The organism is Haliea sp. (assembly GCF_040222615.1).
In the GTDB taxonomy this organism is placed as follows: Bacteria; Pseudomonadota; Gammaproteobacteria; order Pseudomonadales; family Halieaceae; genus Haliea.
This window is the reverse complement of record NZ_JAVKCQ010000232.1, coordinates 1-22,499: the sequence shown is the minus strand read 5'-3', so window position 1 is coordinate 22,499 and position 22,499 is coordinate 1. Positions and strand designations below refer to the sequence as shown.

The following is a 22,499-nucleotide window of genomic DNA, read 5'->3' as shown; positions in this document are numbered from 1 at the left end:
CCCGGTCAGCATACTGATCCCATCGGGGATAGGGAAGCGCTCAGGCCAGCGCTTTCAGCTTGCCCTCCGAGTCCATCTCCATCAGCGCGTTGCGCGGATCATCGGTTTCCCAATAACCGCGCAGTGAGAGCAGCTTGCCGCCGGCGTCGACGTGGTAGGTGAAGATACCGTGAACCTTCTGCTGCAGGGTTTTGCCCTCGCCGCCATCAATGGTGATGGTCAGGTTGACGTGGTTGGCTACCTCATCGCCGGCGGCAAAGGATTCCAGGATCTCGATGCGTATGTCCACCGGGGCGATGAAATTGTCCCAGAAAGCCTCACGGGCCGCCGCCCCCCGGTGGCCGTGGCCCTCCGGATCGATATGGGACACCCCGATGGGATCCTCGATGATCGCGTTCTCTGCGTACAGGCCCAGCCAGCCGGCCTTGTTTTTGCTGTGGACATATTCCCTGGACAGCAGCGCGGCGCGGCGCGCCGGATGTTCGTTCTCAAACATGGTGGATCCTTTCTTATTGGGGTGACTCGCTGAGTGTATACCCGTGGCGGCGGCTTGCCCGCGGCGGCGGTTCAGACATCCTGACCGCGGGCGGGAATCGCCTCACCGTCGGTGTCGAGGTGGCTGCGGATAGTCGTGTAGTCGCGCACCAGGGTGGTGACGTCAAAGCCGGGAAAGCCCATGGCATCGACCCGACCCGGCTCGAATACGGCCTGGAGCTTGCCCTCGGGGTTCAGCAGCAGCAGGGTCACGCCATGGCTGACCCGGTAGTCGCCGTCCTCCAGGGTGCCGCCCTCCGCGGGTTCCAGTACCGACAGAATGCCCAGGCTGCTGGCAAAGGCGGTAGCGCCGGACTCGCCGCCCTCGGTGGCGGTCAGGCCGGTGAAGCTGGGGTCGAAAAAAGACACGTAGCTGGCGAGCTGCTGCGGGGTGTCCCGGCGGTGATCCACGCTGTAGAACAGTACCTGCAGGTCCCGCCGGTACTCGGGTGGCAGCTGCTCGCGGAAACTTGCCAGCTCGGAGAGGGTCGCGGGACAGACATCGGGGCAGGTGGTGAAGCCGTAGCTGACCAGGTGCCAGTGACCTTCCAGGTCGCCGTTGCTGAACCCGTCGCCACGGTGATCGGTCAGCTCAAACGGCGCCAGCGCCCTCGCCTGGGGCAGCAGCACGCCCTGGATCTGGGGCGGCGGCTCGGGTCGCCCCAGCAGCATGGCGGCCGCGACCGCCGCGATGGCGCTGTTCGCCAGGACAAAGCCCAGCAGCATGCGCTGGCGGGGCCGCATGCTCATCCGCGGTCAAAGAAGGCGTGCCGGGTTGCGAAGGTATGATCGCCCTCGATCAGCATCAGGCCAATCAACACCATGATGGCGAGTGTCGGTAGCAGCAGGGTGTATTTCAGGGCCAGCCGTTCCCACTGGAAGTGCATGAAGATCGAGACGATCAGGCCGGCCTTGAGCAACATGAAGGTAATGATCAGTGTCCAGCGCAGGTAACCCTGGACGTGGAAATAATCAACCATATAGGAAAAGGCGCTGAGCACGAACAGCAGCAGCCAGATTTTCAGGTAGATGCCGATGGGGTGCTGTTCGCCCGCGGTATCGCTCATGCAATCCTCCTTACCACAGGTAGAAGAAGGCGAAAATGAAGACCCATACCAGGTCCACGAAGTGCCAGTACAGGCCGGTGATCTCGACGATCGCATAGCCCTTTTTCTCGTAGTCGCCCCGCGCGACCTTGCGGGCAATGATGGCCAGGTAGATGACCCCGGCGCTCACGTGCAGGCCGTGGAAGCCCGTGATCATGAAGAAAGTGGAACCGAACTGGGCCGCGCCCCAGGGGTTGCCCCAGGGCCTCACCCCGTCGTGGATCAGCTTGCTCCACTCGAAGGCCTGCAGGCCGACAAAGCTGGCGCCGAGCACGGCGGTCGCGATCATCAGGATCACGGTGCGGCGGCGGTCTCCCCGGTAGGCGTAGTTCACCGCCATGGCCATGGTGCCGCTGCTGGTGATCAGGATGAAGGTCATGATGGCGATCAACACCAGAGGCAGGTAGACGCCGCCAACGGTGAGGGCAAAAATTTCGCTGGCGGGGGGCCAGGTGTCGGTGGCCGACAGCCGCACATTCATGTAGCCGGTGAGGAAGATGCTGAAAATAAAGGTGTCGCTGAGCAGGAAGATCCACATCATCAACTTGCCCCAGGGCATGTCGAATGCCTGCTTGTCGGCGCCCCAGTCCCGGACCATGCCGGAGACACCGGGTTGGGTGTAGTCGCTGGTGACGAGGGGTTCGGCTGGTTTCATGAGCGCTGCCTCAGAAGCCGCAGAGGGCTGCCAACAGGTTGATGGTTTCGACGCGGCTGGTGAGCAGGGCAAACAGCAGCAGCCAGACCGCGAGCAGGAAGTGCCAGTAGTGGGCGCAGAGCGTCAGCGGACCGCTGAGCCTCGCCATGGCGCCGTCGTACCAGACCCTGAATACCACATTGGCCAGCACGATCAGGCCGCCGAGGATGTGCAGGCCGTGGACCGCGGTCAGCAGGTAGAAATAGCTGTTGGCGGGGTTGGTGTTGACGTAATAGCCCATGCCCTGCAGGTGCCGCCACAGTTCCAGCTGCGCCACCAGGAAGGCCACTGCGAAGAATACCGCCGCGCTGATGCCGGCCACCGCCCGGTTGACCTGTTCGCGCCGGGCCGCGACCAGCCCCCACTGCATGGCCACGCTGCTGAGACCGAGAAGAGCGGTGTTGAGCCAGAGCCGGGTCGGATCGGTGAAGGGTTGCCAGGGTTGTCCCGCCAGGGCCTGGAAGTCCGGGTACTGGGAGCGGGACAGGAAGGTAATGATAAAGAGGAAAAACAGGACGCTGACGATCCCCATGATGAAGCGCAGCGCGGTGCGCGGTGCCGCCAGCGGGTCGGCGGCCAGCGCGATACCCGCGGTGCTGACCATGGTCGGATCCAGCCAGGGCTTGGTGCCCAGTGTCTTGAAGAATCTCATCCTTCAGCTCCTTTGCCTTCGGGCTCGTTCTGGGGAATGAAATCCCGCTCCGCGCCCGGCACGCTGAAATCGTAGGCCCAGCGATGCACAACCGGCAGCTCCGGGCCCCAGTTGCCGTGGCGGGGTGGCACGTCGGGGGTCTGCCACTCCAGGCTGGTAGCGCCCCAGGGGTTGTGCCCGGCGGGCTCACCCTTGCGCAGGGTGCGGATCACGTTGTAGATGAAGATCAGTTGGCTCAGCCCCACGATGAGCGCCGCCAGGGTGATACTGGCGTTCAGCGCCTGGGCGGATTCGGGGATGAAATCAGTGCCGCCCATGGCGAAGTAGCGCCGCGGGACGCCGAGAAAGCCGAGATAGTGCATGGGCAGGTAGATGGCATAGGTGCCGAGGAAGGTGAACCAGAAGTGGGCCTTGCCCAGCCCCGCGTCCAGCTGTTTCCCGGATACCAGAGGGAACCAGTGATAGATCGCGGCGAACAGTACCATGATCGGCGAGACACCCATCACCATGTGGAAGTGGGCGACCACGAAGTAGGTGTCTGAAAGCGGCAGATCGATGGTGACATTGCCGAGAAACAGGCCGGTCAGACCGCCGTGGGTAAAGGTGAAGATGAAACCGATCGCAAACAGCATCGGTACAGTCAGGTGTATATTGCCGCGCCACAGCGTCAGCACCCAGTTGTAGACCTTGAGCGCGGTGGGCACCGCGATGATCAGGGTGGTGGTGGCGAAGAAGAAGCCGAACGCCGGGTGCATGCCGCTGACATACATGTGGTGGGCCCAGACCACGAAGCTGAGGCCGCCGATGGCGACGATGGCCCACACCATCATCCGGTAGCCAAATATGTTCTTGCGGGCATGGGTGGCGATGACATCGGACACCATGCCGAAGGCGGGCAGGGCGACGATATATACTTCCGGGTGGCCGAAGAACCAGAACAGGTGCTGGAACAGGATGGGGCTGCCGCCGGTGTAGTCCAGTGACTCCCCCAGGGATACCAGCGCGGGCATGAAGAAGCTGGTGCCGATGACCTTGTCCAGCATCATCATGATCGCGCTCACCAGCAGGGCGGGGAAAGCGAGCAGACCCAGTACGGTGGCGGTGAAGATACCCCAGATGGTGAGCGGCATGCGCATCAGGGTCATGCCGTGGGTGCGCGCCTGGAGTACGGTGGTTACGTAGTTCAGGCCACCCATGGTGAAGGCGACGATGAATATGGCCAGGGACGCCAGCATCAGGATGATGCCCCAGTCATAGCCGGGCGTACCCTGCAGGATGGCCTGGGGCGGGTACAGGGTCCAGCCCGCGCCGGTCGGTCCGCCGGGGACGAAGAAGCTGGCCAGCAGGACAATCACCGACAGCAGGTAGGTCCAGAAGCTGAGCATGTTGAGATAGGGGAACACCATGTCCCGGGCACCCACCATCAGCGGGATCAGGTAATTGCCGAAGCCTCCCAGCAGCAGTGCGGTAAGCAGGTAGATCACCATGATCATGCCGTGCATGGTGACGAACTGCAGGTAGGCGCTGGGGTCGATGAAGTCAAAGGTATCGGGGAAGCCCAACTGCAGGCGCATCAGGCCCGACAGGAACAGCGCCACCAGGCCCACGAAAACCGCGGTGATGGAATACTGGATGGCGATGACCTTGTGGTCCTGGCTCCAGATATAGCGGGTTACGAAGCTGTGTGGATCGTGCAGGTCTTCCTCGATCTGGTCGGCGATTGCAGTGTGTTGCATGCCTTTCCCCTCAAAGCGTATTCAGATAGGAGAGCAGGTCGTTGATGGACTGCTCGTTCTGCAGCGAGCGGGCCATCAACACCATTTGCTGGCCATAGCGGTCGTCGCTGTGTCCGCCGCGTATACCCTTGCGGAAGTTCTCCAGCTGCTGGCGGATGTACCAGTCCTGCAATCCGGCCAGGCTGGGTGCCTGCAGGGCCTCGTTGCCCTGGGCCCGGTTGCCGTGGCAGGCACCACAGCTGTTGTAGTGGGACTGCCCCCGGCCCGGATCGCCGCTGACCGTGCCGGCAGGCTGCGTCGGTGGCAGGGAGGACAGCCAGGCGGCGACATCCCGCACGGCTTCCCGGCTGCCCAGGATGGCGGCCATGGGGGCCATTTGCTGGCCGAAGGTGTCCGCCTCATGCGCACCGCGAATACCCTGCTGATAGTGCTCCAGCTGGCGCTGCAGATACCAGGCCGGCATGCCCGCCAGTTGCGGCGCGTGCATGTCCTGGCTGCCCTGGCCGCTGCCGCCGTGACAGGCGGCGCAGACCGTGTACTGCGCCCTTCCGGCAACGGGATCGCCGCTGGCGTCCCCCTGGATCTCAGCCCAGGTGCGCTGTCCCGCGAGCCAGCGCTCGAAATCCTGTTGTTCCTCGACGATGACATTGCCGCGCATGGCGTAGTGGGCGATACCGCACAGCTCCATGCACATGACATCGAAGCGGCCGGTGCGGGTGGGGGTGAACCAGACGTAGCTGACGGTGCCCGGCACCATGTCCATCTTCACCCGGAACTGGGGGACCGCGAAATTGTGCAATACGTCGCGGGACCGCAGCAGCACCTTGACCGAGCGGTCCAGCGGCAGGCGCAGGTCGTCGCCCCGGATCAGGATGTCGTCGGCGCCCGCCGGATCGTTGGGGCTCATGCCGAACGGGTTTGCCGCGGACATGAAGCGGGCATCGACTTCGCCCAGTTGGCCATCGGCGCCGGGAAAGCGATAGCTCCATTGCCACTGTTCGCCGAACACCTCGATGACATCGGCGTCCTCCGGCACCTTGACGAAGTCCGCCCACACCACCAGCCCGGGCGCCAGCATGGCCACAATGCCGACGGTGGTGATGCCGGTCAGCCACTTTTCCAGCGAGGCGTTCTCAGGTTCGTAGTCAGCCCGCCGGTTGGCGGAGTGGCGATAGCGGAATACCGCCAGGGCGAGGAACAGATTGACTGCGACGAAGACAAAACCGGTGATGTACAGGGTAATGGTAATGGTGGTGTCTATGGTGTCCCAGTTGGAAGCCAGTGGCGTAAACCACCATGGGCTCCACCAGTGGAAGGCGAGTGAGCCAAGAACCAGCAGGACAAGGGCAATCACGATTTTCATGCCACCTCCATGTACGCTTGCAGCGGGCGAACGGAATCTCCCGACCGTAGCGGAGCAATTATTCTTATGTATGGTTCACTGGTGTCGCCAGGCGGTGCCCTTCATCATGGTTTCTATGCGCGCCCTGGTACTGACGAACCAGCCCGGCGCCGCGGGGCCTTCGCCGGCCGTTGTCAATTTGGGATGGGCACTGACGATGCGCCGCAAGATGTCTTCCTGGGCGATGCTGACATCGACAAACATGACGTGCTTGCCGTTGCGCAGGTCATCGGTAAAGCGCTTGAAGTCTGAGTGTGGCTCCTGAATACCGATCAGGCCCCCCTCCCAGGTGCAAAACCCCAGCACGATGACGGCGAGAAAAATGACGGGAACCCAGGTAATGGTGTCGGTAATACCCGTTGCCCACCCCGCCCCCAGAACGATGGCCGCGCCGATCACGCCGATCACGGCTCCCCGCTCGGTCCCGTGGACAACGTCCTTGCGCAGCACGGCCTCCACGTCATTGAGCTTGTGGGCCTGGACCCCCGCATCGTCTTCGCTGAGGACGTGAATTTGCGGGGTGGAAACGCCCGCCGCCTCCAAATCTCTCTCTACCTGCCCGAGGTCATCAAGGTCTTCACTGAGAAAAAAGTGCCGTTTCATTATTGGAATACTCCTCAACGGATCGAAGGATTTGCACCTCTCGCAATCGAGTATAGCACCGCGATTCCGGCGCACGAGCGGGGTCCGGCTCAGCTGATTTTTTAAGTGCTTTATGAGCTTAAAATGGTGTCGTTATAGAAAGAAACGTGCTTAAAAATAGTATTTTTCCGCCCAAACAAGACTGTTCAGGGCCGTATCTGTTCGCATTCCTGGTGTTCTGAGACTGTTTTTTCATAAACAGAAATTTTGTTAGTTCCAGATGGCCTAAGTGCCGTCACGACTCCCCGGCTCGGAGCTCTAGCCGCGACGAAGTGCTGGACTTGTGGATTTTTGTTTTTGGTATGCACCCGCCAGCGGTTAGGATGGAAGCCGCGCAGCGCAGGGACGGGAGTTTCAGGCATGGCAAAGGCAGGGGACAAGCAGGAGCAGCAGGGGGAGGACGGCGACAGGACCGTGGTGGTCGGCACCGCCGACCAGACCGTCGTGGCCCCGGAATCCGAGCCCGATGCCCTGCCGCCGCTGCCCGAGGGCAACGAGGACGAGACCGTACTCGCGACCCCCGCGAGCGAACCGGGCCCCGGCCTGAATACCGCTGCCGAACTTCCCACCCGGGCGGTAGAGGACGACTCCACGCGCCTCAATACCAACCCCGGTGCCTCACCGCTGACCGGGCGCAGCTACGTGCCCCATGCCAGCAACGTCATCAAGGACCGCTTCGTGCTGGAGTCACGCCTCGGCAAGGGCGGCATGGGCCAGGTCTACAAGGCGCGGGACCTGCGCAAGGAAGAGGCCAACGATGACAACCCCTGGGTTGCCATCAAGTTCCTCGGCGAGGAATTCAGCCGCCACCCCAAGGCGCTGATCAGCCTGCAGCGGGAAGCGAAGAAATCGCAGCAGCTGGCCCACCCCAACGTCCTGACGGTGTACGACTTCGACCGCGACGGCGACCGGGTCTACATGACCATGGAAATGCTGTCGGGTGACGCCCTGTCCGGTCTCAAAAAGATCAAGTTCGCCGAGGGCAAGGAGCCGAGCAACGAGACCCTGATCGAGCAGATGGCCAGCGGGCTCGCCTACGCCCATGAAAACGGCCTGGTGCACTCCGACTTCAAACCGGACAACGTGTTCGTCACCACCGACGGCAGGGTCAAGATCCTCGACTTTGGCATTGCCCGCATCATGGACTCCGCGGTGCAGAAGGACAGTTTCGATGCCGGTGAGCTGGGTGCCATGACCCTGCGTTACGCTTCTCTGGAGATGCTCCGCAGGGAGAGTGATCCCCACCCCGCGGACGATGTCTACGCCCTCGGGCTGATCGCTTATCAGTTGTACGCCGGTGTGCATCCCTACGGTGGCAGGACCGCCCTGGATGCCCTGGAGCAGGGTCTGAAACCGCAGCCCATCAAGGGACTCAAACGCCATCAGTGGCGAGCCATTGCCGCCGCGATCGCGCTGGAGCGCGCGGACCGGACGCCGACCGCGGAGCAATTCCTCAAGGAATTTTCCGGTACCAGCCGGCGCAACCGGATCCTGATGGCCATGGTGCTGGTGCTGGCGCTGGCCTCGGGCTATTTTGCCTGGGAGGCGAGCAAGCCGGAGGGCCCGGCCGTACCCTTCGCGGAGCTGCCGCTGCAGGTCCAGAATGAGTTCCGCGGGCATATCGACCGCGGCCAGCAATCGGCGGGAATCGGCGACTGGGACGGCGCCTCGCGCTATTTTACAGCCGCCTATGCGCTGCATCCTCGCAACCCGGAAGCGGAACAGGGACTGCAAATGCTGGTGCAGCACCTGGTCGACGTTGCGCCGACCATGGTCACACCGCGACAGCAGGGCTATCTGCTGAAACTGATGGATGCCTATGCGGAGGAAAACGAGTACCTGGCCAATGACTCCCAACTGCTAAAGTTGCGGGACAGCCTGCGCGCGCAGCTCAATCCGGAATAGGCTTCTGCAGTTGGCGCCGGGCATCCTGCCGTCCGGTATACCGGTGTTAGTGGTCCGCCCCCAGCACGCTGGCCAGCAGCTCTGGCCATTCACTGACCCAGCAGCAGCTGTGATCAAACCCTGGCAACAGATGGTATTCGGCGTCGGGGTGGCGCTCGCGGTAACGCGCAGTGGTAGCGGGGGGAACCACGGGGTCCAGGCCACCCGCGAAATGAACCTGGCGAAAAGCAGTGCCGGGGGCAATATCCAGTGTCGGGTTCAGGGAGTCGCGCAGTGGCAGGTGCCGGTGGTACTCGGTCCAGGCGGCCGTATCCAGATTGCTGACCACGGTCACAACCGTGGTCGGCAACGTCTGCTGCTGTGCCAGCAGCAGGGCCAGCACGCCACCACCGCTGTAACCCACCAGCACCAGGGACGTTGGTTGATACGCCGCAAGCAACTGTTGCAGGGCGACCGCGAGAGCGTCCAGCACTGGCTCCGAGTAGCGCCCCTCGGTCCACAAACCCGGTTCGCAGGGCGGAACAGGTATCCCCTGCTGGTGATAGCAGGGCCGGCCCAGCAGCAGCGCTGGCTGCGGGTCCGCCAGCATCAACTCCAGCGCTATCGTGCCGCGGCCAGTGGGGTTGGGCGCGCGCTCCCGCTGCAGCCAGGGCCGGCCATCGCCCTCCAGGTATATATGTAGCGGTCGTCCCGGCGTCAGGCCGGGCTGCACCAGGATCGGGAGCACGAACGGGCCGCCCGTCACCTGTTCCAGGAGGAGCCCGTGGCGGTCGGCAAGCTGTCGCGCATCCGGGATACCGCCACAGGCGACCAGGAGCGACGCAGTTAACAAAACCAGCCACTGCCGGTTGTGGCGTCTCCACGAATGAACTATGTTCAACGCTCCCATGAAATTAACAGCGGGTTCCTTCACCATGACCAGAATAGATTTGCCTTCCCTGCGGGCCACCGGCCGCGGGGCGCGTAACGCTTTCCTGGCCGCTGCGGCCTCCGCCCTGCTTGCCGCCTGTGCCGCAGGGCCCGGCGGCCCGGTCGAGATTCCCGAGGGCGCCGCGGTGGCGGACCTGTATATTGTAGACTGCCTGCTGCCTGGGCAGGTACGCCAGCTGGGCAACTCCACCTACCTCACGCCGCGGCGACCCACCCGCACCACGGCCCAGGACTGCCGCCTGCGCGGCGGTGAGTATGTGGCCTTCGACCGGGCGGACTACAAGACCGCGCTGCGGGTCTGGCTGCCGGCGGCCGAGGCCGGGGATGCGGACGCGCAGAACTCGGTTGGCGAAATCTTCGAACGTGGCCTCGGCACCGAACCCAACTATGAGGTCGCGGTCCTCTGGTTCAAGCGCGCGGCGGAGCAGGGCCACAAGGGCGCCCAGTTCAATCTCGGCACCCTCTATGAAGCCGGCAAGGGCGTGCCGCAGGACAAGGCTGTGGCGCTGAACTGGTACCGGCAGGCCTGGGGCCTGGCCGACGATCAGCTGGTCTACAAGTCCGATGCCGAGCAGGCCCTGCTGGCCAAGGCCGAAGAAAACGTGGCCCTGCAGGCGGAGAATGTCACGCTCGCTGAACAAATGGCACAGGCGCGCAGCGAACGGGAAAAAGCCCGGGCCGAAGCCGCCGCCGCGAAGGCCGAGGCAGGCGCGGCCAGGGCTGCCGCCTCCTCGCCCGCACCCGCACCGGCACCCGCGCCCGCTCCCGCTCCGGTGGCCCCGGCAGAACCCCTCGTGAGCGGCGGCCTGGTCAGCATCGGCGGCAGTACTGCCCAGCCGGGCGCAGACGTCTCCAAGGACGGCCGCAATTACGGCCGCTACTATGCCCTGGTCATCGGCAACGGCAGCTACCAGTTCCTGGATGACCTGCAGACGCCGGCCTCCGACGTCGACAAGATCGCACGGGTACTCAGCGACAAGTACGGTTTCGCCGTACAGGTGCTGAAGAACACCAGCGACGTTGGCGTGCTGCGCGCGCTGAACCAGCTCAATGAGGTGCTGCAGGAAAACGACAACCTTCTCATTTACTACGCAGGCTATGGCAATCGCAGGCCGGTGGGAGCCTACGAGGCGGGCTACTGGCTGCCGGTCAACGCCGAACCGCCACCCAACGACACCTTCTGGGTACCTACCGAGCAGGTCAGCAGTCACCTCGCCCGTCTGCCCGCCCGGCGCATCATGGTGGTGACCGACTCCGCCTTCGCCGGCCTGCTGGCGGACAATCCCGCCTTCCTGCTGGCCAGCGGCCGCGACGCCCTGCTCAGCGATGCCTACATCGGCCTGCGCTTCCCCAACAAGTCGCGCCTGCTGCTGACCTCCGGCCAGGACTTCCCCCTCGCCAGCGAGCGCGACCCGGGCATCTCGGTGTTCGCCGAGGCCTTTATCCGCGCCCTGCAGGACAACGAGGCCGTAATCACCGGCCCCGCCCTGTTCCTCAGCATGCTGGACCTGCTGGACGAGAGCCTTCCGGGGCTGGACCCCGAGTTCAAGGCCATCAAGCGCGCCGGCGATGAAGTGGGTGAGTTCTACTTCGTGGCGCGGTGAGGAAACAGTTGAGGAAACCCGGCGGCGCCCTTATAATCCCGCCCCTCAGACAACAGGACCATAGCTCAGTTGGTTAGAGCGCTACCTTGACATGGTAGAGGTCGACGGTTCAAATCCGTCTGGTCCTACCAATCGACTGTAAGTTGTTGTTACGTCTACGAAAAGTGCACCGCCGCGGTGAATTGTTCGCTACAAAAAAGTAGCGGTCTTTTTACTGAGCCTTTTTCGGAGGTTGTTATGACAACACTTTATGAAACCATAGACGCTATGGTGGCGTCTTCCCGCGAGCTCGATTCGGGCTCGATCCATCGCCTACAGTTCTGGCAGGGCCGGCTCGGGCACCTATTGCTGAGTGACGTCACTGCCGACGATGTGGACGATGCGCTGGACTCACTCGTCACACGCGGTAAGTTACGCGCAGGGCGCGGGTTGCGCACCCAACGTTCAGGCAAACCGCTCTCGCCCGCCACCGTTACCCGATACGTCTCTACGCTGGGTGGCGTGTATCGATGGGCAAAAGCCCAGCGTTTACTCCGCAAGAGCCACATCGCACCGACTCGTGGTGTTCAGACCTCCACCTCTCCGGTGGACAAAAACAAGTTTATGACTGCAGATGAGGTTAACCGCGTCATCAAGGTCGCGCGCGTGATCGATCGATGCTGGAAGAAGTTGCCGTGCTTCATAACCTTGGGTTTCCATACGGGACTGCGAGCGGGGAGTCTGAAGACCCTTCGCTGGCGTGACATCGACTGGGCTCAGCGCACTGCCTACGTTCAGAGAACGAAGAATGGCGAGCCCCATGTGGCCCCCTTATCAAGCGCGTGCATGTCGGAACTGAGTCGGCTGCCAAAAGGTCAGCCCGATGAGCTGATTTTTAGCGGGCGCACCGGCAAGCCCTACGAGCATCGAAACATACTGAGCAAGACTGTGAATAAGGCAGGCCTCCCCGGCCGGACGTTTCATTGGTTGCGGCACTCCTGCGGCTCCGAACTGGCCCGGCAGGGCGTCTCGCAGGCGCAGATCATGGCTGTCATGGGTCATAAGTCATTTGCGTCGAGTGCCCGGTACATACACGCGAATGTGAACGACCGCCGAGCAGTGGTGGAGTCGGTTTTCGGATGAAATCCAGCGAGCAGCAACTGCGCAGGGGGTTGGCAGCGGCGAAGCGGGAGCTTCGTCGCCGTCAACGGGAAGACAAAACGATGCGGCGACGACTTGTGGATATGAATCACGCGCTCGGAGCGCTTCTTGGTGACGACAGTGTGGAGCCCTCGTGTCGGGACTACTCGACGACGAAAAGTACGTTTGAACTGCTGCTTGATCTGGAAAAGAAACAGATGCAGCTATCCTGGGAAGCCCGCAAGTTCTTCCCCACCAAAGCGAAAGACAGGCTCGCTGAAAGGCTGTTTGATCGAGCTGATTCCGAGTATGCGACGACCCGCGGCGATCTGCCCGGCGAAGACTACCTCATTCTATTTGCGAAAGGGCAGGCGGCGAAATTGGCGTTGCCGCGCGAAACGGGGGAGGTCCTGACCAGCCACCGCGCAAAAAAACACATTAAACAACGTAAAAAATTACTCGATGGCGGCTACATGACCTTGGGCGATTTTGTCGACCCCTGGAACTACGGCGATGCCAGCGATCCGACTATCGACAAATAGCGCGCTTTTGTCGTTCTGACTCCTTCTCAAAAACTCTCCTAATTACATCCGGTTGCGCTGGCGATTTTTTTCGCCAGGGGTTTTGCGTGATATCTCTGCGCTATTACGTAATCGTGGCGCGGATCGGCGAGTTGCTCGTCGTGGCACCGCGGCGGTGCGCTTACCTAGGTCTACAGCAGGAGCAAAGCAATGTTGGAGAGTTTTCGAAAAGCCAGCGACTGGGTCGCAGAGTCGGGAGGTGATGTTTTTCCCACGTTTGCCTCTTTTCAATGGTTTATCCGCAAACATCGTCAGGAGTTGGTTGGTTCGCGCCAGTATCTGCCACGTCGTGGATCGGCAGGTTCGCTCATCGGGCCAGGCTTTGAGCAGTTGGTCGTGAATATCCTGACGCGGGAGTGTCTGGAGGCGGAGGGACGTCATGATGTCGCGGCTTAACACAGAGGCACCGTCACCCTACAGCGTAATACCAGCGCTATACATCGTCGCCCCTACGACCTGCGGAATCTGTAGGGCGGCCGTGAAATCAATGCAGCACTATGTGCCAGTCGTATTTACAAAGTCGTTTCCCGGGCCGCTGCTCCGGGGTTTCCGGGTCGAACTCTGCACCGTATGTCACGAACGTTTCCAGTCTGACCCAGAAGAGTTGAAGCGCAGAAGATTGGATCTCTTTGAGTTTATCCACGAGCGTATCACCAGTGGAGAGGAGATTCCGATGCAAATCGGTGGTGAGCTGCCGAGGCGGCAACGATGAGTCCGGATATTGCGGAGGCCTCCGCCTTTATTGAACGTCTCGCTGGTTCGGTGGATGCCCCGATGACATTCCAGACATTTTACGACCGCAAAGACCGGAAACGTGCGGAACTAGCGCGAGTGCATCACGGGACGCTGGACGAGTATGCGGAACACTTGATCGCGCTGCAGCAAGAGGGCGCGGGCGTTTTTGTCATGGTCAACGAGGGCGATGGTAAAGTCTACGACGGCAATAAGTCCTGCCGGACGGCGAAGAACGTGTCTCGCGTACGGGCGTTGTTCGTGGACCTCGATGGTTCACCGCTTGGGCCGGTGACAGACTGTCATGTACTCCCCGATCTAGTCGTTGTATCGAGCCCGAGTCGGTACCACGCATATTGGCTAAACGTTAAATGCCCGCTATCCGACTTTTCCACGGCGCAGAAAAGTCTTGCAGCGAGGTTCGATGGCGATTCGACCGTACATGACCTGCCAAGAGTCATGCGATTGCCTGGGTTCTGGCACCAGAAGGGCGAGCCGTTCATGACGAGGATACACCGATGACAATGTTGAAAAGTGCGACGACTTCACGTGATTGGCGGCACCTGTTTCGCGAGATGAACGTGCCGATTGTGGATCGGAAAAGTACGGGAAACGGCAAGGATAAGAAGAGCGTACCGGGGTCTATAAAATACGATGAGGCCTCGATCATAGAGGGATCACGGAATGTTGAGCTGGCTAGCATCGCGGGTCGGTTGCGCCATTTCGGAGCAACGGAATCCGAAATTACGCGCCAGCTACTCGAAAAGAACGCTACAGATGTGACCCCACCGCTTTCAGAAGTTGAGGTGAGAAGCATTGCAACAAGTGTCGCCAGATATGAGCCTGCACACTTGACCGGCGCAAAGATAGAAGATGTCTGCGAAGAAACGAGGGCTGGTGCATTGAAACTGATTGCTGACGCTAACAGAGAGTTCGCGGTTGTCACTGTGGGAAGCTCAGTCGTAATTTTGAGAGAGATGAAATGCGCGGATGGGCTGCCAGACGGGCAGTTATTGACCGAGAGCGGGTTCCGACTGCTAACTAAAAATTGGCCGCGGTTAATGGGCGAGGCATTTTCCAACCACTGGTTGCAGAGTCCGAGTCGTCGCGAATACGACGGACTGGTGTTTGATCCGTCAGGAAAATCGCCGGAGAATTTCTACAACCTTTTTCGCGGCTTCTCGACGACTCCCAAGTCTGGAGCATGCCATTTATACCTACGGTTTGTGCGTGACGTGATCTGCGCTGGTGACGCTGAGCTTGACTCCTATGTCATCAACTGGATGGCGCACCTGATACAGCGGCCCCAAGAATTGCCGGAAGTGGCGCTGGTGCTGCGTAGTGGTCAAGGCACGGGGAAGAATACGCTCGTGAAACCGCTGGCGAGGATACTAGGCCAGATGTTCTACGAATGCACCAACATGGAACGGCTTACCGGCAAGTTCAACAACCATCTGAAAGACAAACTGCTGGTGCATGCCAACGAGGCGACCTGGGGCGGCAACAAATCCGCGGAGGGTACGTTGAAGGCGATGATCACTGATTCGTTTCGGGCTGTAGAGCCCAAAGGCAAAGACATTATTACTGTCCGCAACTGCTCCCGGTTGATCATATCGTCGAACGAGGAGTGGCCTGTCGCGTGCGGGCCGGATGACCGGCGGTTTGTTTTCTTAGATGTATCCGAGGTCCACAAGCAGGACCACGCTTACTTCAAAGCGGTCTACGAAGAACTCAAAAGTGGCGGGGTAGAAGCTCTGCACGACCATTTGCTGAAAGTGGATATCGATGGCTGGCACCCCAGGCAGCGGCCCAAACCGCGGTTCGGGGCGGATGTGAAAATCCGCAGCCTCGACCTCGTCGGGCGGTGGTTGTACGAAACTCTCGAGAGTGGGGTAATTTCGAGTGGCGATGACTATATTGCCACTCCACGGTATCCATGGGGCACAGAACCAAAAGTGCCGAGGGATACGATCGTTGCGTCCGTGGAAGCCTTTGCCCGGAAGCAGCTTAGGCGAGAATCGGTGCCTGACCGGGGGGCGCTGTTTAAACGCGTATACAAACTCTGTGACGGTGTAACCGAGACCCGCAGGGAGAGGGTTGGGCGTAGAGAGCGCTGTTGTGTATTCCCTACCCTCGATGAGTGTAGGCGCTCATTCGAGAAGGCAATTAACTGCGAGGGCTTGATCGACTGGTCCGAGGTGGAGGGCGACGATAACTAGAGTCCAGCCACGACCTGGTTCGAACAACAACCCCGCTGGTCGGTGCCTCTGTGGAGCTGTTGCAACTCGGGCATGATCTGCCTGTCGAGAGCGCGGTTAACGCCATCGACACCGGTGTTGGATAGGTACTTTTGGTGTACGCGTCCACCCTGTCCAGGTAACCGCGTAAGTCTATACACGAGGGTGCCTTCCCCCCCGCGAGAAGCACTCCCCCTAATTACAGGTGAGGACCGCTATACACTTTTCACTCTATAAGTAAGTTGGACAGGGTGGACAGGGTGGACGAAGCCTGCAATGACGTTGGCTGCGCCCGTCCACCCTCTGTGAATCACCTTGGCCAGGTTGGACGAGAACCCTCCTCGTGCTCGTAGTACCCGCACACGAGCCCGATCTCCCGGAGTGCAGCGATCATCCCACGGACATCGCCGCATTCTCGTGCTAGGTCAACCACGCTCATCAGTTCCGCCGCAACCTGCTCGCGGCTGGTTCCCATGGTTTGTTCGTGCGCGCGTCTTTCGGCAGCGATTTCGGCCAGAACGTTAGCTTTTGTTAATAGGCGGCTGGCGGTGACTCGCGCACCGACAGGTGCATACCCCGCCCTCCTCGCGGCTTCGGCCCCGTTACCGGTAATCACGAAGTGCTGCGCAAATGCTTCTTGTCGTATTGTCAGTCCGTTCATGGCAACTCTCCCATCCAGCAGCTACTGAAATCATCCACCAGATATAACTTGTTCGCCATTATTTAGGCTAAAGATATTTGCTCAGGTTATACAGATGGCTGCTCCGACGTGCTTGCACGTCGTTGCACCTACCCCATGCGCCACGCACTGGCGGACGAACTTTGCTTGTATTTGCCTAAGTGTGATTTGGCTGGGCATTAAACAATCCCGCGAATAGGGCAAATAATGTCAAATTCTGGTGAGACCAACGGTGTCGAGGAAGTCAGCTCGCGCCCTTGCGCAGACGAAGTTTAGCGCCAGACCTTAAACAGCTGCCCTCGGCCGGGAGCGCCTCGCATCCCGCTAGGTGTTAGAACGGTATCTCCTCGCGGATGCCACTTTTATTTCCGAGTACTAGCTCCAACCCGTGGCCGAGCCTGTATACGCCATCTGGTTTGTTGTGGCTTCTGAAGTGCAGAACGGTTTTATCAACTATGTAGGTATTGCTTTCAGATTCACCCTCGCTGACCCGGTAGTGCTGCACAATCGAACGTATTGCACTACTGGCATTTTCCGCACGCTCGAAAATTATGGCTAGATCGCGCGTACTGGTCTGGACCATGTAACATCCCCTCGAAGATTACGTCCGTGTGTAGTGTGCATGCACGCTGTCACATTTCGCAACCAAATCACTTCGATCATTAGCGCTGAAGGATGCGGCACGTTGTGCTACCTCATTTTAGAACAATGAAACTAATTGGACTTTGCTCCAGCGAGCCAGCCGATGAGAGCGCCGACTAATGCGCAGGGTATTGTGCCCGCGATAGCCGAACCAAGCCCCGCTATTCCGATAAAGGACCCAAAAAATGCGCCCACGGAAGCGGCGACTGCCGTTGCAAACAAACGGGCGATTCGAGAATTCAGGTACCGTATTTCGTCGTTGGCGGGGCCATGTCCGCGTATCTGAGCGAGTCTGTTCTTAATCGGTTTTGTGTGGCCCCAGTAAAGAAACCAGATGATTCCGAAGGCAATAAGAACATCGACCATGAAAGCCCCCGTATCTGCTACTGCTCGGATTGAATCTGGTTCGACAGCTCTCTGCAGTTTGTCGGTAGCAGCGGTAACCGTATGTCAGGTGAATAACACTCCCAGTGCAGTGAACCGTTTTCATTCAAACTGGGATACAGTGCTAACATTCTTCCTGCCAGCGGTCCTTCACCCTTTAAATCGAAAATAATATAGACGTTACCATTTTCATCAATGCGCACCCGTGAGTACATTCCCGGTTCGTTGTACCGCCGCCCCGCCAGCTCGCTATCTGTTGGTAGGTATCCATTTGCAGCATAGTACTCCGCTACCTCAGTCTTGGCTGCAGCCAGATGTGCCAAGGCCGGAGTTATTGAAGCCCTCGTTGTGTAGTCTTGATATGCAGGCAGTGCAATTGCCGCGATTACCCCACCGATTGCTAAGAAAGTCAAAATTACAATGGCAGGAACAGCCACGTTGTTAACACGAAGGGCCCCCACTTTCTTCACTACCACCGTGTTAGCGATCATGTCATGTATGCATTGCCGCTTTTTAGAGAAAGGCTGCGTCAAATATGTGACGAGGAATAGTAGTGCCCCTAACGACCATACGACATACCGCAGTAGAGCGATCCAGATTGATATTCTTTCTAGATTTGTGCTTCTTACCTCCAGGCCCAGAGAGCGCTTTCCAAATGTTGCAGAGTTTACGCTGCTCCAGCCTTGCACATAGTAGAAAGCACTTATGAAAAACAAAGCAAGGCTAAATTGCGTGTCAGTGGGCGTAGCTTCGCTTCTTGATGCCAATACCCCATACAAAAAGCTCAAGGCGAGCCAAATTAGAGTTACTACGATGCTATCGATCAAGATCGCACCGCCTCTTTCCCAGAAGCCTGCGAATTCATAGACTTCCGAAGCCGGATTTTTACTGCCTTGCTCTTTTGACTGCGTCCCGGCTTGTCGTTTTTCACGTGTGCGCCGTTCGTTATCGTTTTCAGTAGCTGATCCCGGTTGCTCATTCGTTCTCGAATAGCGCTCTTCTTTCTGTTCTGACTTCGATTCAGCCACTCTGATCCATCGATCATGCTGAATTCGAAGTTCTGGGTCCGATAGCACCTCATAGGCTTTATTGATGATCCGGAGATTACGCTCGGCCTCCTCCCGATTTTCCGGATTTTTGTCCGGATGCCACTTCTGAGAGAGGTACTTGTAGGCACCTTTGATCACTTCTGGACTCGCGTTGCGAGCGACTTGCAAGTTGTCGTAATGAGTTCTCATCTGTTTGCAACGCTGCTCGGTCTGTTTTCTCTTGTAAGAATACACACGGATGGCACGCCAGTACATGATCTGCGGCAAATCTTGAGACCGTCCTCGCATACCACCCCCTCCCCCCTTCCTCAGAAAGGGTACCCCACTTCGGATTCGTCTTTCCTCCTGGCCATAGGGGTCCCATTGGAAACCCCGTTAGGTTGTTGTTTGTGGATTGCATCCACAACAGGAGATCGAAATGTCCAAATCCAACCAACGTAAGCAACCCATCACCCTCAACGAAGCCAAAGAAACCAAGTACTTCAAACAAGCTTGTTTCGCCTGCTTCATTGCTGCTCGAAGCGTCCCACGTGCCATCGAACATGTACCCAAGTACCTGAACGAACTGGCCACAGATATGGGTGAGGCCTGGGAAGAATCAGGCAAACGCTAACCCCCTCAGCCCACTGTCGCTTGCCGGCAGTGGGCTTTTTCCATGCGCGGTTTCAACACATAGGAGGTAAATCGCATGCTATTCACAGGCTTTATGGTCTTCGCTGCCGGTGCACTGATACTGGCGAAACTCGAACGGCGCTGGCTCCTGCGGGCGCTCAATCACGATCTGGCACTCGATCTGGCGGTGTCAGGTCTCACCTACGCACTCCACTGGGGGACTTTCTCAGGGCTCATGGCGGCCACGGTAGCGGGTCTACTCAACAGCCTCGCCACTGGCTCTGCCAAGCGGCTCATCGGCTACATCGACGGTGACACGTACTACCCCGGTGTGTTCTTCGTCGATCCACGTGTGTAAGGAGGTGTGTAATGAAGCAATCAATCTATGAACGTATCACCGATGCCATTGTCGCTGACTTTGAGCAGGGCGTGGCACCCTGGGTCAAGCCCTGGACCGGCTCCGCCGATCCCGTGCCCCACAACGCCGCCACTCAGCGTGCATACCGTGGCATCAACCATTTGCTGCTAGGTATGCGCTGCTATGCCGATGGGTATCGCACCAATGGCTGGCTGACGTTCCGCCAAGCCCAGGAGCGGGGCGGCACAGTGCGGCGTGGAGAAAAGGGCGCTACCGTGGTGTTGTTCAAACCGCTCGACAAAGACGAGGCTCCTGTTAGTTCTGTCCTTAAGCGCCGGGCCATTATCCGTGCCTTCACGGTGTTCAACATTGATCAAACCGAAGGACTGGACGATCTTGAGCCGACGGCAGATACGTCCATTCCTTGGGACCCCCACGAATCAGCGGAGCGTGTGATCGATCAGTCGGGTGCGGATATACGCCACCAGGGCTTTCAGGCGTTCTACGCACCCAGCCGGGACTGTGTCTATCTGCCGGAGCGAGCGTTGTTTCCATCTGCTGATGGCTACTACGCGACTGCCCTCCACGAGCTGTCACATTGGACCGGGCACAAGTCGCGCCTGGACCGTGATTTCTCGGGACGCTTCGGCTCTGAGGCCTACGCTGTCGAGGAACTCATCGCAGAGCTCAGTGCCGCGTTTCTCAGCGCTCACTGCCGTATACCGGGCCAGCTCCAGCACAGCAGTTACATCGCCAGCTGGCTGAAGGTGTTGAAGAGCGACAAGCGTGCGATCTTCACGGCGGCGGCGCAGGCCCAGAAGGCGGCAGATTACTTGCTCAAGCCGATGGGTCAGCAGCCCGAGGTCTCACAGCAGGCTGCCTAGCCTGCACCAAACCAAACCCACCTAAACCAACCACTAACTCTCGCAGGCCGTCGTGCCTGCGGGCTATCCCCTGTCTAAAAGGAGAATACCCATGAGTGATTCACGTCACCCGTTCAAGCAACTCGCGGCCATTGATGTATCGCCCTACGTGGAGAAGAAAGGCCCATTCACCTACTTGTCATGGCCCTATGCCGTCGCGCAGCTACGCCTCGCTGATCCCGAGGCGCGCTGGGAGGTGTGGCGCTTCGATGGATTGCCATACCTGGTCACGGAGATCGGCTACTTCGTAGAAGTTGCAGTGACCGTGCAAGGCCTGACGCTGTCCCAGATTCACCCTGTCCTGGACGGTCGGAATAAACCGATCACACAGCCTACGGTGTTTGATATCAATACCTCGATCCAACGCGCGCTGGTGAAAGCCATTGCACTGCATGGTTTGGGTTTGAACGTTTACGCTGGCGAGGATTTACCCACGCACATTGAAGAGGGGGGTGAGGTACCGACAAAACCCGCAGCTCATGACTCTTCACCCGTCACGGCGATCGTAGGCCAGATAACGGAGAAGCAGCTGAACTATATCCAGCACCTGCTACGCGTGACCGGCTCTGACGCAGAGTCGCTGTTGGCGTACTTCGGGTTCGAATCGCTGGAGTCAATACCCCGAAACCATGCCAGTCGCGTGATTTCGGCACTGGAAACTAAGAAGAGGGCAGCCTAATGACAACGCGTATCTATTTGGAGCAAGGGTCAGCCGACTGGCTGGCCCACCGGCAGCTGTACCGCAACGCATCGGAAACACCTGCTGTGATGGGTGTATCTCCGTGGATGACACCGTATCAACTGTGGGAGCTGCGCACCGGACGGCGACAGCAGGAGGTGACCTATCCGATGGAACGCGGGATGCGGCTGGAACCAGCCGCTCGTGCGGCGTATGAGGAGATGACCGGGCATGTCGTGCAGCCGATTACCCTGGTCGACGGGGATTACTCCGCCAGTCTTGATGGACTGACGTTCGACGGCTCGCTCCTGGTCGAGATCAAGTGTCCTGTTCGTGGGGGCCGCTCGACGCTCTGGGAGCAGACCAGTCAGGGCGAGGTACCTGAACACTACCGCCTTCAAGTCCAGCACCAGCTCATGGTTAGTCGGGCAGAGCAGGCCGAGCTATTTGTCTACGATGAGGACCTTGGTAAAGGCATCGCGCTCCCAATCCACGCCGACCCCGAGTCACACGAGGCTATACGCGCAGCCTGGGATCGGTTCATGCCCCATATCGAAGCCGATACACCGCCAGAACTGACAGAACGTGACAGACTGGTGAGGGACGATCCTGCTTGGCTTGAGGCCGCCGAGGCTTTTGCCCAACGGAAGTCGGCCCTGGACGCGGCCAAGTCGGCAGCAGACGCAGCGAGGGCGGCGCTCCTTGAGCTGGCTGACCACCCAAGCGTTACAGGCGGTGGTGTTACCGTGACGCGGTTCGTTCGTAAGGGTTCGGTGGACTACCGCAAGGCAGCAGCCGACAGCGGTATTGATGTGGAAGCATATCGCAAGCCCGGAGGTGTGGACGTGCGTATCACTGTCGCTTCGTAGCGGTGGCGGAATGGAGGGGGCGGCTCGAAGCTGAGCCGTCCCCACCATACAATACCAGACCGAAACAGACCCTGCCTGGCACCTTGGCCTACCTGATACACCCCACCTTAGCCACGTAAAGAGAAGCTGAACGGACTTAAACCCATACTTACAAAGTGACTAGTGGGGTACACTACCTCACTCTCATTGGACCGGGTATCAGAGAGCATCAATGAATGCAGTAGAAATTGAGGAAGCCGTTTCGAATCTGGCGATGGAGCCTTTTGATGACGAGGCCTTCCCGTTTCTTTTCCTAGAGGCTTTTGGAAATAAGCCCACCACCATAAAACGACTGAGATCAGGCTCGTCCAATAAGTCTGACCTAGGTGGCGTGCTACAGACGAATAATATCCATATCAAGGCTTGCCCCGATGGTTCCGTGGGCGAAGCG

24 protein-coding genes and 1 tRNA gene are annotated in these 22,499 nt (G+C 59.5%); 14 read left to right on the top strand and 11 right to left on the bottom strand.

Features of this window, described 5'->3' with window-relative positions:
* Positions 1–40: 40 nt before the first annotated feature.
* The 8 genes from RJQ10_RS18340 to RJQ10_RS18305 all read right to left on the bottom strand — a co-directional run bounded on the left by RJQ10_RS18340 (position 41) and on the right by RJQ10_RS18305 (position 6,727).
* Positions 41–496: a nuclear transport factor 2 family protein gene (locus RJQ10_RS18340; RefSeq protein ID WP_350148844.1), complete on the bottom strand. Its 456-nt coding sequence runs from the start codon at positions 494–496 to the stop codon at positions 41–43.
* 71 nt (positions 497–567) lie between these two features.
* Positions 568–1,284: an SCO family protein gene (locus RJQ10_RS18335; protein WP_350148842.1), complete on the bottom strand. Its 717-nt coding sequence runs from the start codon at positions 1,282–1,284 to the stop codon at positions 568–570.
* Positions 1,281–1,601, bottom strand: coding sequence for a cytochrome C oxidase subunit IV family protein (locus RJQ10_RS18330; protein ID WP_350148840.1), 321 nt, complete (start codon positions 1,599–1,601; stop codon positions 1,281–1,283). Before RJQ10_RS18330 ends, RJQ10_RS18335 begins: the two co-directional genes overlap by 4 nt.
* A gap of 10 nt (positions 1,602–1,611) precedes the next feature.
* Complete coding sequence (locus RJQ10_RS18325; protein WP_350148839.1) at positions 1,612–2,295, bottom strand: heme-copper oxidase subunit III family protein; 684 nt, start codon at positions 2,293–2,295, stop codon at positions 1,612–1,614.
* 10 nt (positions 2,296–2,305) lie between these two features.
* Positions 2,306–2,986 carry a cytochrome c oxidase subunit 3 gene (locus RJQ10_RS18320; protein ID WP_350148837.1) on the bottom strand — a complete coding sequence of 227 codons (681 nt, stop codon included), beginning with the start codon at positions 2,984–2,986 and terminating at the stop codon, positions 2,306–2,308.
* The gene (locus RJQ10_RS18315; RefSeq protein ID WP_350148835.1) at positions 2,983–4,722 is read right to left on the bottom strand and encodes a cytochrome c oxidase subunit I; all 1,740 of its coding nucleotides are present in this window, start codon (positions 4,720–4,722) and stop codon (positions 2,983–2,985) included. Before RJQ10_RS18315 ends, RJQ10_RS18320 begins: the two co-directional genes overlap by 4 nt.
* A gap of 10 nt (positions 4,723–4,732) precedes the next feature.
* Positions 4,733–6,085, bottom strand: a complete 1,353-nt coding sequence (locus tag RJQ10_RS18310) for a c-type cytochrome (protein ID WP_350148834.1) — start codon at positions 6,083–6,085, stop codon at positions 4,733–4,735.
* A gap of 75 nt (positions 6,086–6,160) precedes the next feature.
* Positions 6,161–6,727 carry an NAD/FAD-utilizing enzyme gene (locus RJQ10_RS18305; protein WP_350148833.1) on the bottom strand — a complete coding sequence of 189 codons (567 nt, stop codon included), beginning with the start codon at positions 6,725–6,727 and terminating at the stop codon, positions 6,161–6,163.
* Between the two features lie 399 nt (positions 6,728–7,126).
* On the opposite strand from RJQ10_RS18305, the gene RJQ10_RS18300 reads away from it, so the two are divergent.
* Positions 7,127–8,671, top strand: coding sequence for a serine/threonine-protein kinase (locus RJQ10_RS18300; protein ID WP_350148831.1), 1,545 nt, complete (start codon positions 7,127–7,129; stop codon positions 8,669–8,671).
* Between the two features lie 46 nt (positions 8,672–8,717).
* On the opposite strand, the gene RJQ10_RS18295 is transcribed toward RJQ10_RS18300, so the two are convergent.
* A complete protein-coding gene (locus tag RJQ10_RS18295; protein ID WP_350148829.1) occupies positions 8,718–9,503 on the bottom strand; it encodes an alpha/beta fold hydrolase in 786 nt (261 codons plus the stop codon).
* Between the two features lie 82 nt (positions 9,504–9,585).
* On the opposite strand from RJQ10_RS18295, the gene RJQ10_RS18290 reads away from it, so the two are divergent.
* From RJQ10_RS18290 to RJQ10_RS18260, 7 genes are all read left to right on the top strand, one after another.
* On the top strand, positions 9,586–11,205 hold the full coding sequence (locus tag RJQ10_RS18290) for a caspase family protein (protein WP_350148827.1): 1,620 nt from the start codon (positions 9,586–9,588) through the stop codon (positions 11,203–11,205).
* Between the two features lie 54 nt (positions 11,206–11,259).
* Positions 11,260–11,336, top strand: a tRNA-Val gene (locus RJQ10_RS18285).
* Between the two features lie 106 nt (positions 11,337–11,442).
* Positions 11,443–12,327 (top strand): tyrosine-type recombinase/integrase, encoded by an 885-nt coding sequence (locus RJQ10_RS18280; protein ID WP_350148825.1) that lies wholly within the window; start codon positions 11,443–11,445, stop codon positions 12,325–12,327.
* Entirely contained in the window at positions 12,324–12,866 is a 543-nt protein-coding gene (locus RJQ10_RS18275; protein WP_350148823.1) for a hypothetical protein, read from the top strand. The genes RJQ10_RS18280 and RJQ10_RS18275 overlap by 4 nt, the downstream gene beginning before the upstream one ends.
* A 189-nt stretch (positions 12,867–13,055) precedes the next feature.
* Complete coding sequence (locus RJQ10_RS18270) at positions 13,056–13,301, top strand: hypothetical protein (RefSeq protein ID WP_350148821.1); 246 nt, start codon at positions 13,056–13,058, stop codon at positions 13,299–13,301.
* 312 nt (positions 13,302–13,613) lie between these two features.
* Positions 13,614–14,159, top strand: a complete 546-nt coding sequence (locus tag RJQ10_RS18265; protein WP_350148819.1) for a DNA-primase RepB domain-containing protein — start codon at positions 13,614–13,616, stop codon at positions 14,157–14,159.
* Positions 14,156–15,856, top strand: coding sequence for a DUF5906 domain-containing protein (locus tag RJQ10_RS18260; protein WP_350148818.1), 1,701 nt, complete (start codon positions 14,156–14,158; stop codon positions 15,854–15,856). Before RJQ10_RS18265 ends, RJQ10_RS18260 begins: the two co-directional genes overlap by 4 nt.
* A gap of 328 nt (positions 15,857–16,184) precedes the next feature.
* Here RJQ10_RS18260 and RJQ10_RS18255 read toward each other — a convergent pair whose 3' ends face one another.
* Together RJQ10_RS18255 and RJQ10_RS18250 are read right to left on the bottom strand one after the other, a co-directional pair.
* Positions 16,185–16,535: a terminase small subunit gene (locus RJQ10_RS18255; RefSeq protein ID WP_350148817.1), complete on the bottom strand. Its 351-nt coding sequence runs from the start codon at positions 16,533–16,535 to the stop codon at positions 16,185–16,187.
* Positions 16,536–17,578: 1,043 nt separating this feature from the next.
* Positions 17,579–18,895 carry an RDD family protein gene (locus RJQ10_RS18250; RefSeq protein WP_350148816.1) on the bottom strand — a complete coding sequence of 439 codons (1,317 nt, stop codon included), beginning with the start codon at positions 18,893–18,895 and terminating at the stop codon, positions 17,579–17,581.
* A 151-nt stretch (positions 18,896–19,046) separates the two neighbouring features.
* Here RJQ10_RS18250 and RJQ10_RS18245 point away from each other — a divergent pair, with 151 nt between their 5' ends.
* From RJQ10_RS18245 to RJQ10_RS18220, 6 genes are all read left to right on the top strand, one after another.
* Entirely contained in the window at positions 19,047–19,241 is a 195-nt protein-coding gene (locus tag RJQ10_RS18245) for a hypothetical protein (RefSeq protein ID WP_350148815.1), read from the top strand.
* Positions 19,242–19,316: 75 nt separating this feature from the next.
* Positions 19,317–19,598 carry a hypothetical protein gene (locus tag RJQ10_RS18240; protein WP_350148814.1) on the top strand — a complete coding sequence of 94 codons (282 nt, stop codon included), beginning with the start codon at positions 19,317–19,319 and terminating at the stop codon, positions 19,596–19,598.
* Between the two features lie 11 nt (positions 19,599–19,609).
* Positions 19,610–20,482 (top strand): ArdC family protein, encoded by an 873-nt coding sequence (locus RJQ10_RS18235; protein WP_350148813.1) that lies wholly within the window; start codon positions 19,610–19,612, stop codon positions 20,480–20,482.
* A 91-nt stretch (positions 20,483–20,573) separates the two neighbouring features.
* Positions 20,574–21,200 carry a Sak single strand annealing protein gene (locus tag RJQ10_RS18230; RefSeq protein ID WP_350148812.1) on the top strand — a complete coding sequence of 209 codons (627 nt, stop codon included), beginning with the start codon at positions 20,574–20,576 and terminating at the stop codon, positions 21,198–21,200.
* Positions 21,200–22,069 (top strand): lambda-exonuclease family protein, encoded by an 870-nt coding sequence (locus RJQ10_RS18225; protein WP_350148811.1) that lies wholly within the window; start codon positions 21,200–21,202, stop codon positions 22,067–22,069. Before RJQ10_RS18230 ends, RJQ10_RS18225 begins: the two co-directional genes overlap by 1 nt.
* 211 nt (positions 22,070–22,280) lie before the next feature.
* Positions 22,281–22,499 (top strand): type IIL restriction-modification enzyme MmeI (locus tag RJQ10_RS18220; protein WP_350148810.1); only part of this gene is annotated, 219 nt, incomplete at its 3' end.

Excerpts from the sequence above, each read along its gene's own strand:
- RJQ10_RS18235 (WP_350148813.1), top strand. The coding sequence starts at position 19,610 with ATGAAGCAATCAATCTATGAACGTATCACCGATGCCATTGTCGCTGAC.
- RJQ10_RS18265 (WP_350148819.1), top strand. The coding sequence starts at position 13,614 with ATGAGTCCGGATATTGCGGAGGCCTCCGCCTTTATTGAACGTCTCGCT.
- RJQ10_RS18330 (WP_350148840.1), bottom strand. The coding sequence starts at position 1,601 with ATGAGCGATACCGCGGGCGAACAGCACCCCATCGGCATCTACCTGAAA.
- RJQ10_RS18275 (WP_350148823.1), top strand. The coding sequence starts at position 12,324 with ATGAAATCCAGCGAGCAGCAACTGCGCAGGGGGTTGGCAGCGGCGAAG.
- RJQ10_RS18340 (WP_350148844.1), bottom strand. The coding sequence starts at position 496 with ATGTTTGAGAACGAACATCCGGCGCGCCGCGCCGCGCTGCTGTCCAGG.
- RJQ10_RS18325 (WP_350148839.1), bottom strand. The coding sequence starts at position 2,295 with ATGAAACCAGCCGAACCCCTCGTCACCAGCGACTACACCCAACCCGGT.
- RJQ10_RS18315 (WP_350148835.1), bottom strand. The coding sequence starts at position 4,722 with ATGCAACACACTGCAATCGCCGACCAGATCGAGGAAGACCTGCACGAT.
- RJQ10_RS18305 (WP_350148833.1), bottom strand. The coding sequence starts at position 6,727 with ATGAAACGGCACTTTTTTCTCAGTGAAGACCTTGATGACCTCGGGCAG.
- RJQ10_RS18335 (WP_350148842.1), bottom strand. The coding sequence starts at position 1,284 with ATGAGCATGCGGCCCCGCCAGCGCATGCTGCTGGGCTTTGTCCTGGCG.
- RJQ10_RS18260 (WP_350148818.1), top strand. The coding sequence starts at position 14,156 with ATGACAATGTTGAAAAGTGCGACGACTTCACGTGATTGGCGGCACCTG.
- RJQ10_RS18255 (WP_350148817.1), bottom strand. The coding sequence starts at position 16,535 with ATGAACGGACTGACAATACGACAAGAAGCATTTGCGCAGCACTTCGTG.
- RJQ10_RS18310 (WP_350148834.1), bottom strand. The coding sequence starts at position 6,085 with ATGAAAATCGTGATTGCCCTTGTCCTGCTGGTTCTTGGCTCACTCGCC.
- RJQ10_RS18240 (WP_350148814.1), top strand. The coding sequence starts at position 19,317 with ATGCTATTCACAGGCTTTATGGTCTTCGCTGCCGGTGCACTGATACTG.
- RJQ10_RS18245 (WP_350148815.1), top strand. The coding sequence starts at position 19,047 with ATGTCCAAATCCAACCAACGTAAGCAACCCATCACCCTCAACGAAGCC.
- RJQ10_RS18270 (WP_350148821.1), top strand. The coding sequence starts at position 13,056 with ATGTTGGAGAGTTTTCGAAAAGCCAGCGACTGGGTCGCAGAGTCGGGA.
- RJQ10_RS18300 (WP_350148831.1), top strand. The coding sequence starts at position 7,127 with ATGGCAAAGGCAGGGGACAAGCAGGAGCAGCAGGGGGAGGACGGCGAC.
- RJQ10_RS18230 (WP_350148812.1), top strand. The coding sequence starts at position 20,574 with ATGAGTGATTCACGTCACCCGTTCAAGCAACTCGCGGCCATTGATGTA.
- RJQ10_RS18320 (WP_350148837.1), bottom strand. The coding sequence starts at position 2,986 with ATGAGATTCTTCAAGACACTGGGCACCAAGCCCTGGCTGGATCCGACC.
- RJQ10_RS18290 (WP_350148827.1), top strand. The coding sequence starts at position 9,586 with ATGACCAGAATAGATTTGCCTTCCCTGCGGGCCACCGGCCGCGGGGCG.
- RJQ10_RS18280 (WP_350148825.1), top strand. The coding sequence starts at position 11,443 with ATGACAACACTTTATGAAACCATAGACGCTATGGTGGCGTCTTCCCGC.
- RJQ10_RS18225 (WP_350148811.1), top strand. The coding sequence starts at position 21,200 with ATGACAACGCGTATCTATTTGGAGCAAGGGTCAGCCGACTGGCTGGCC.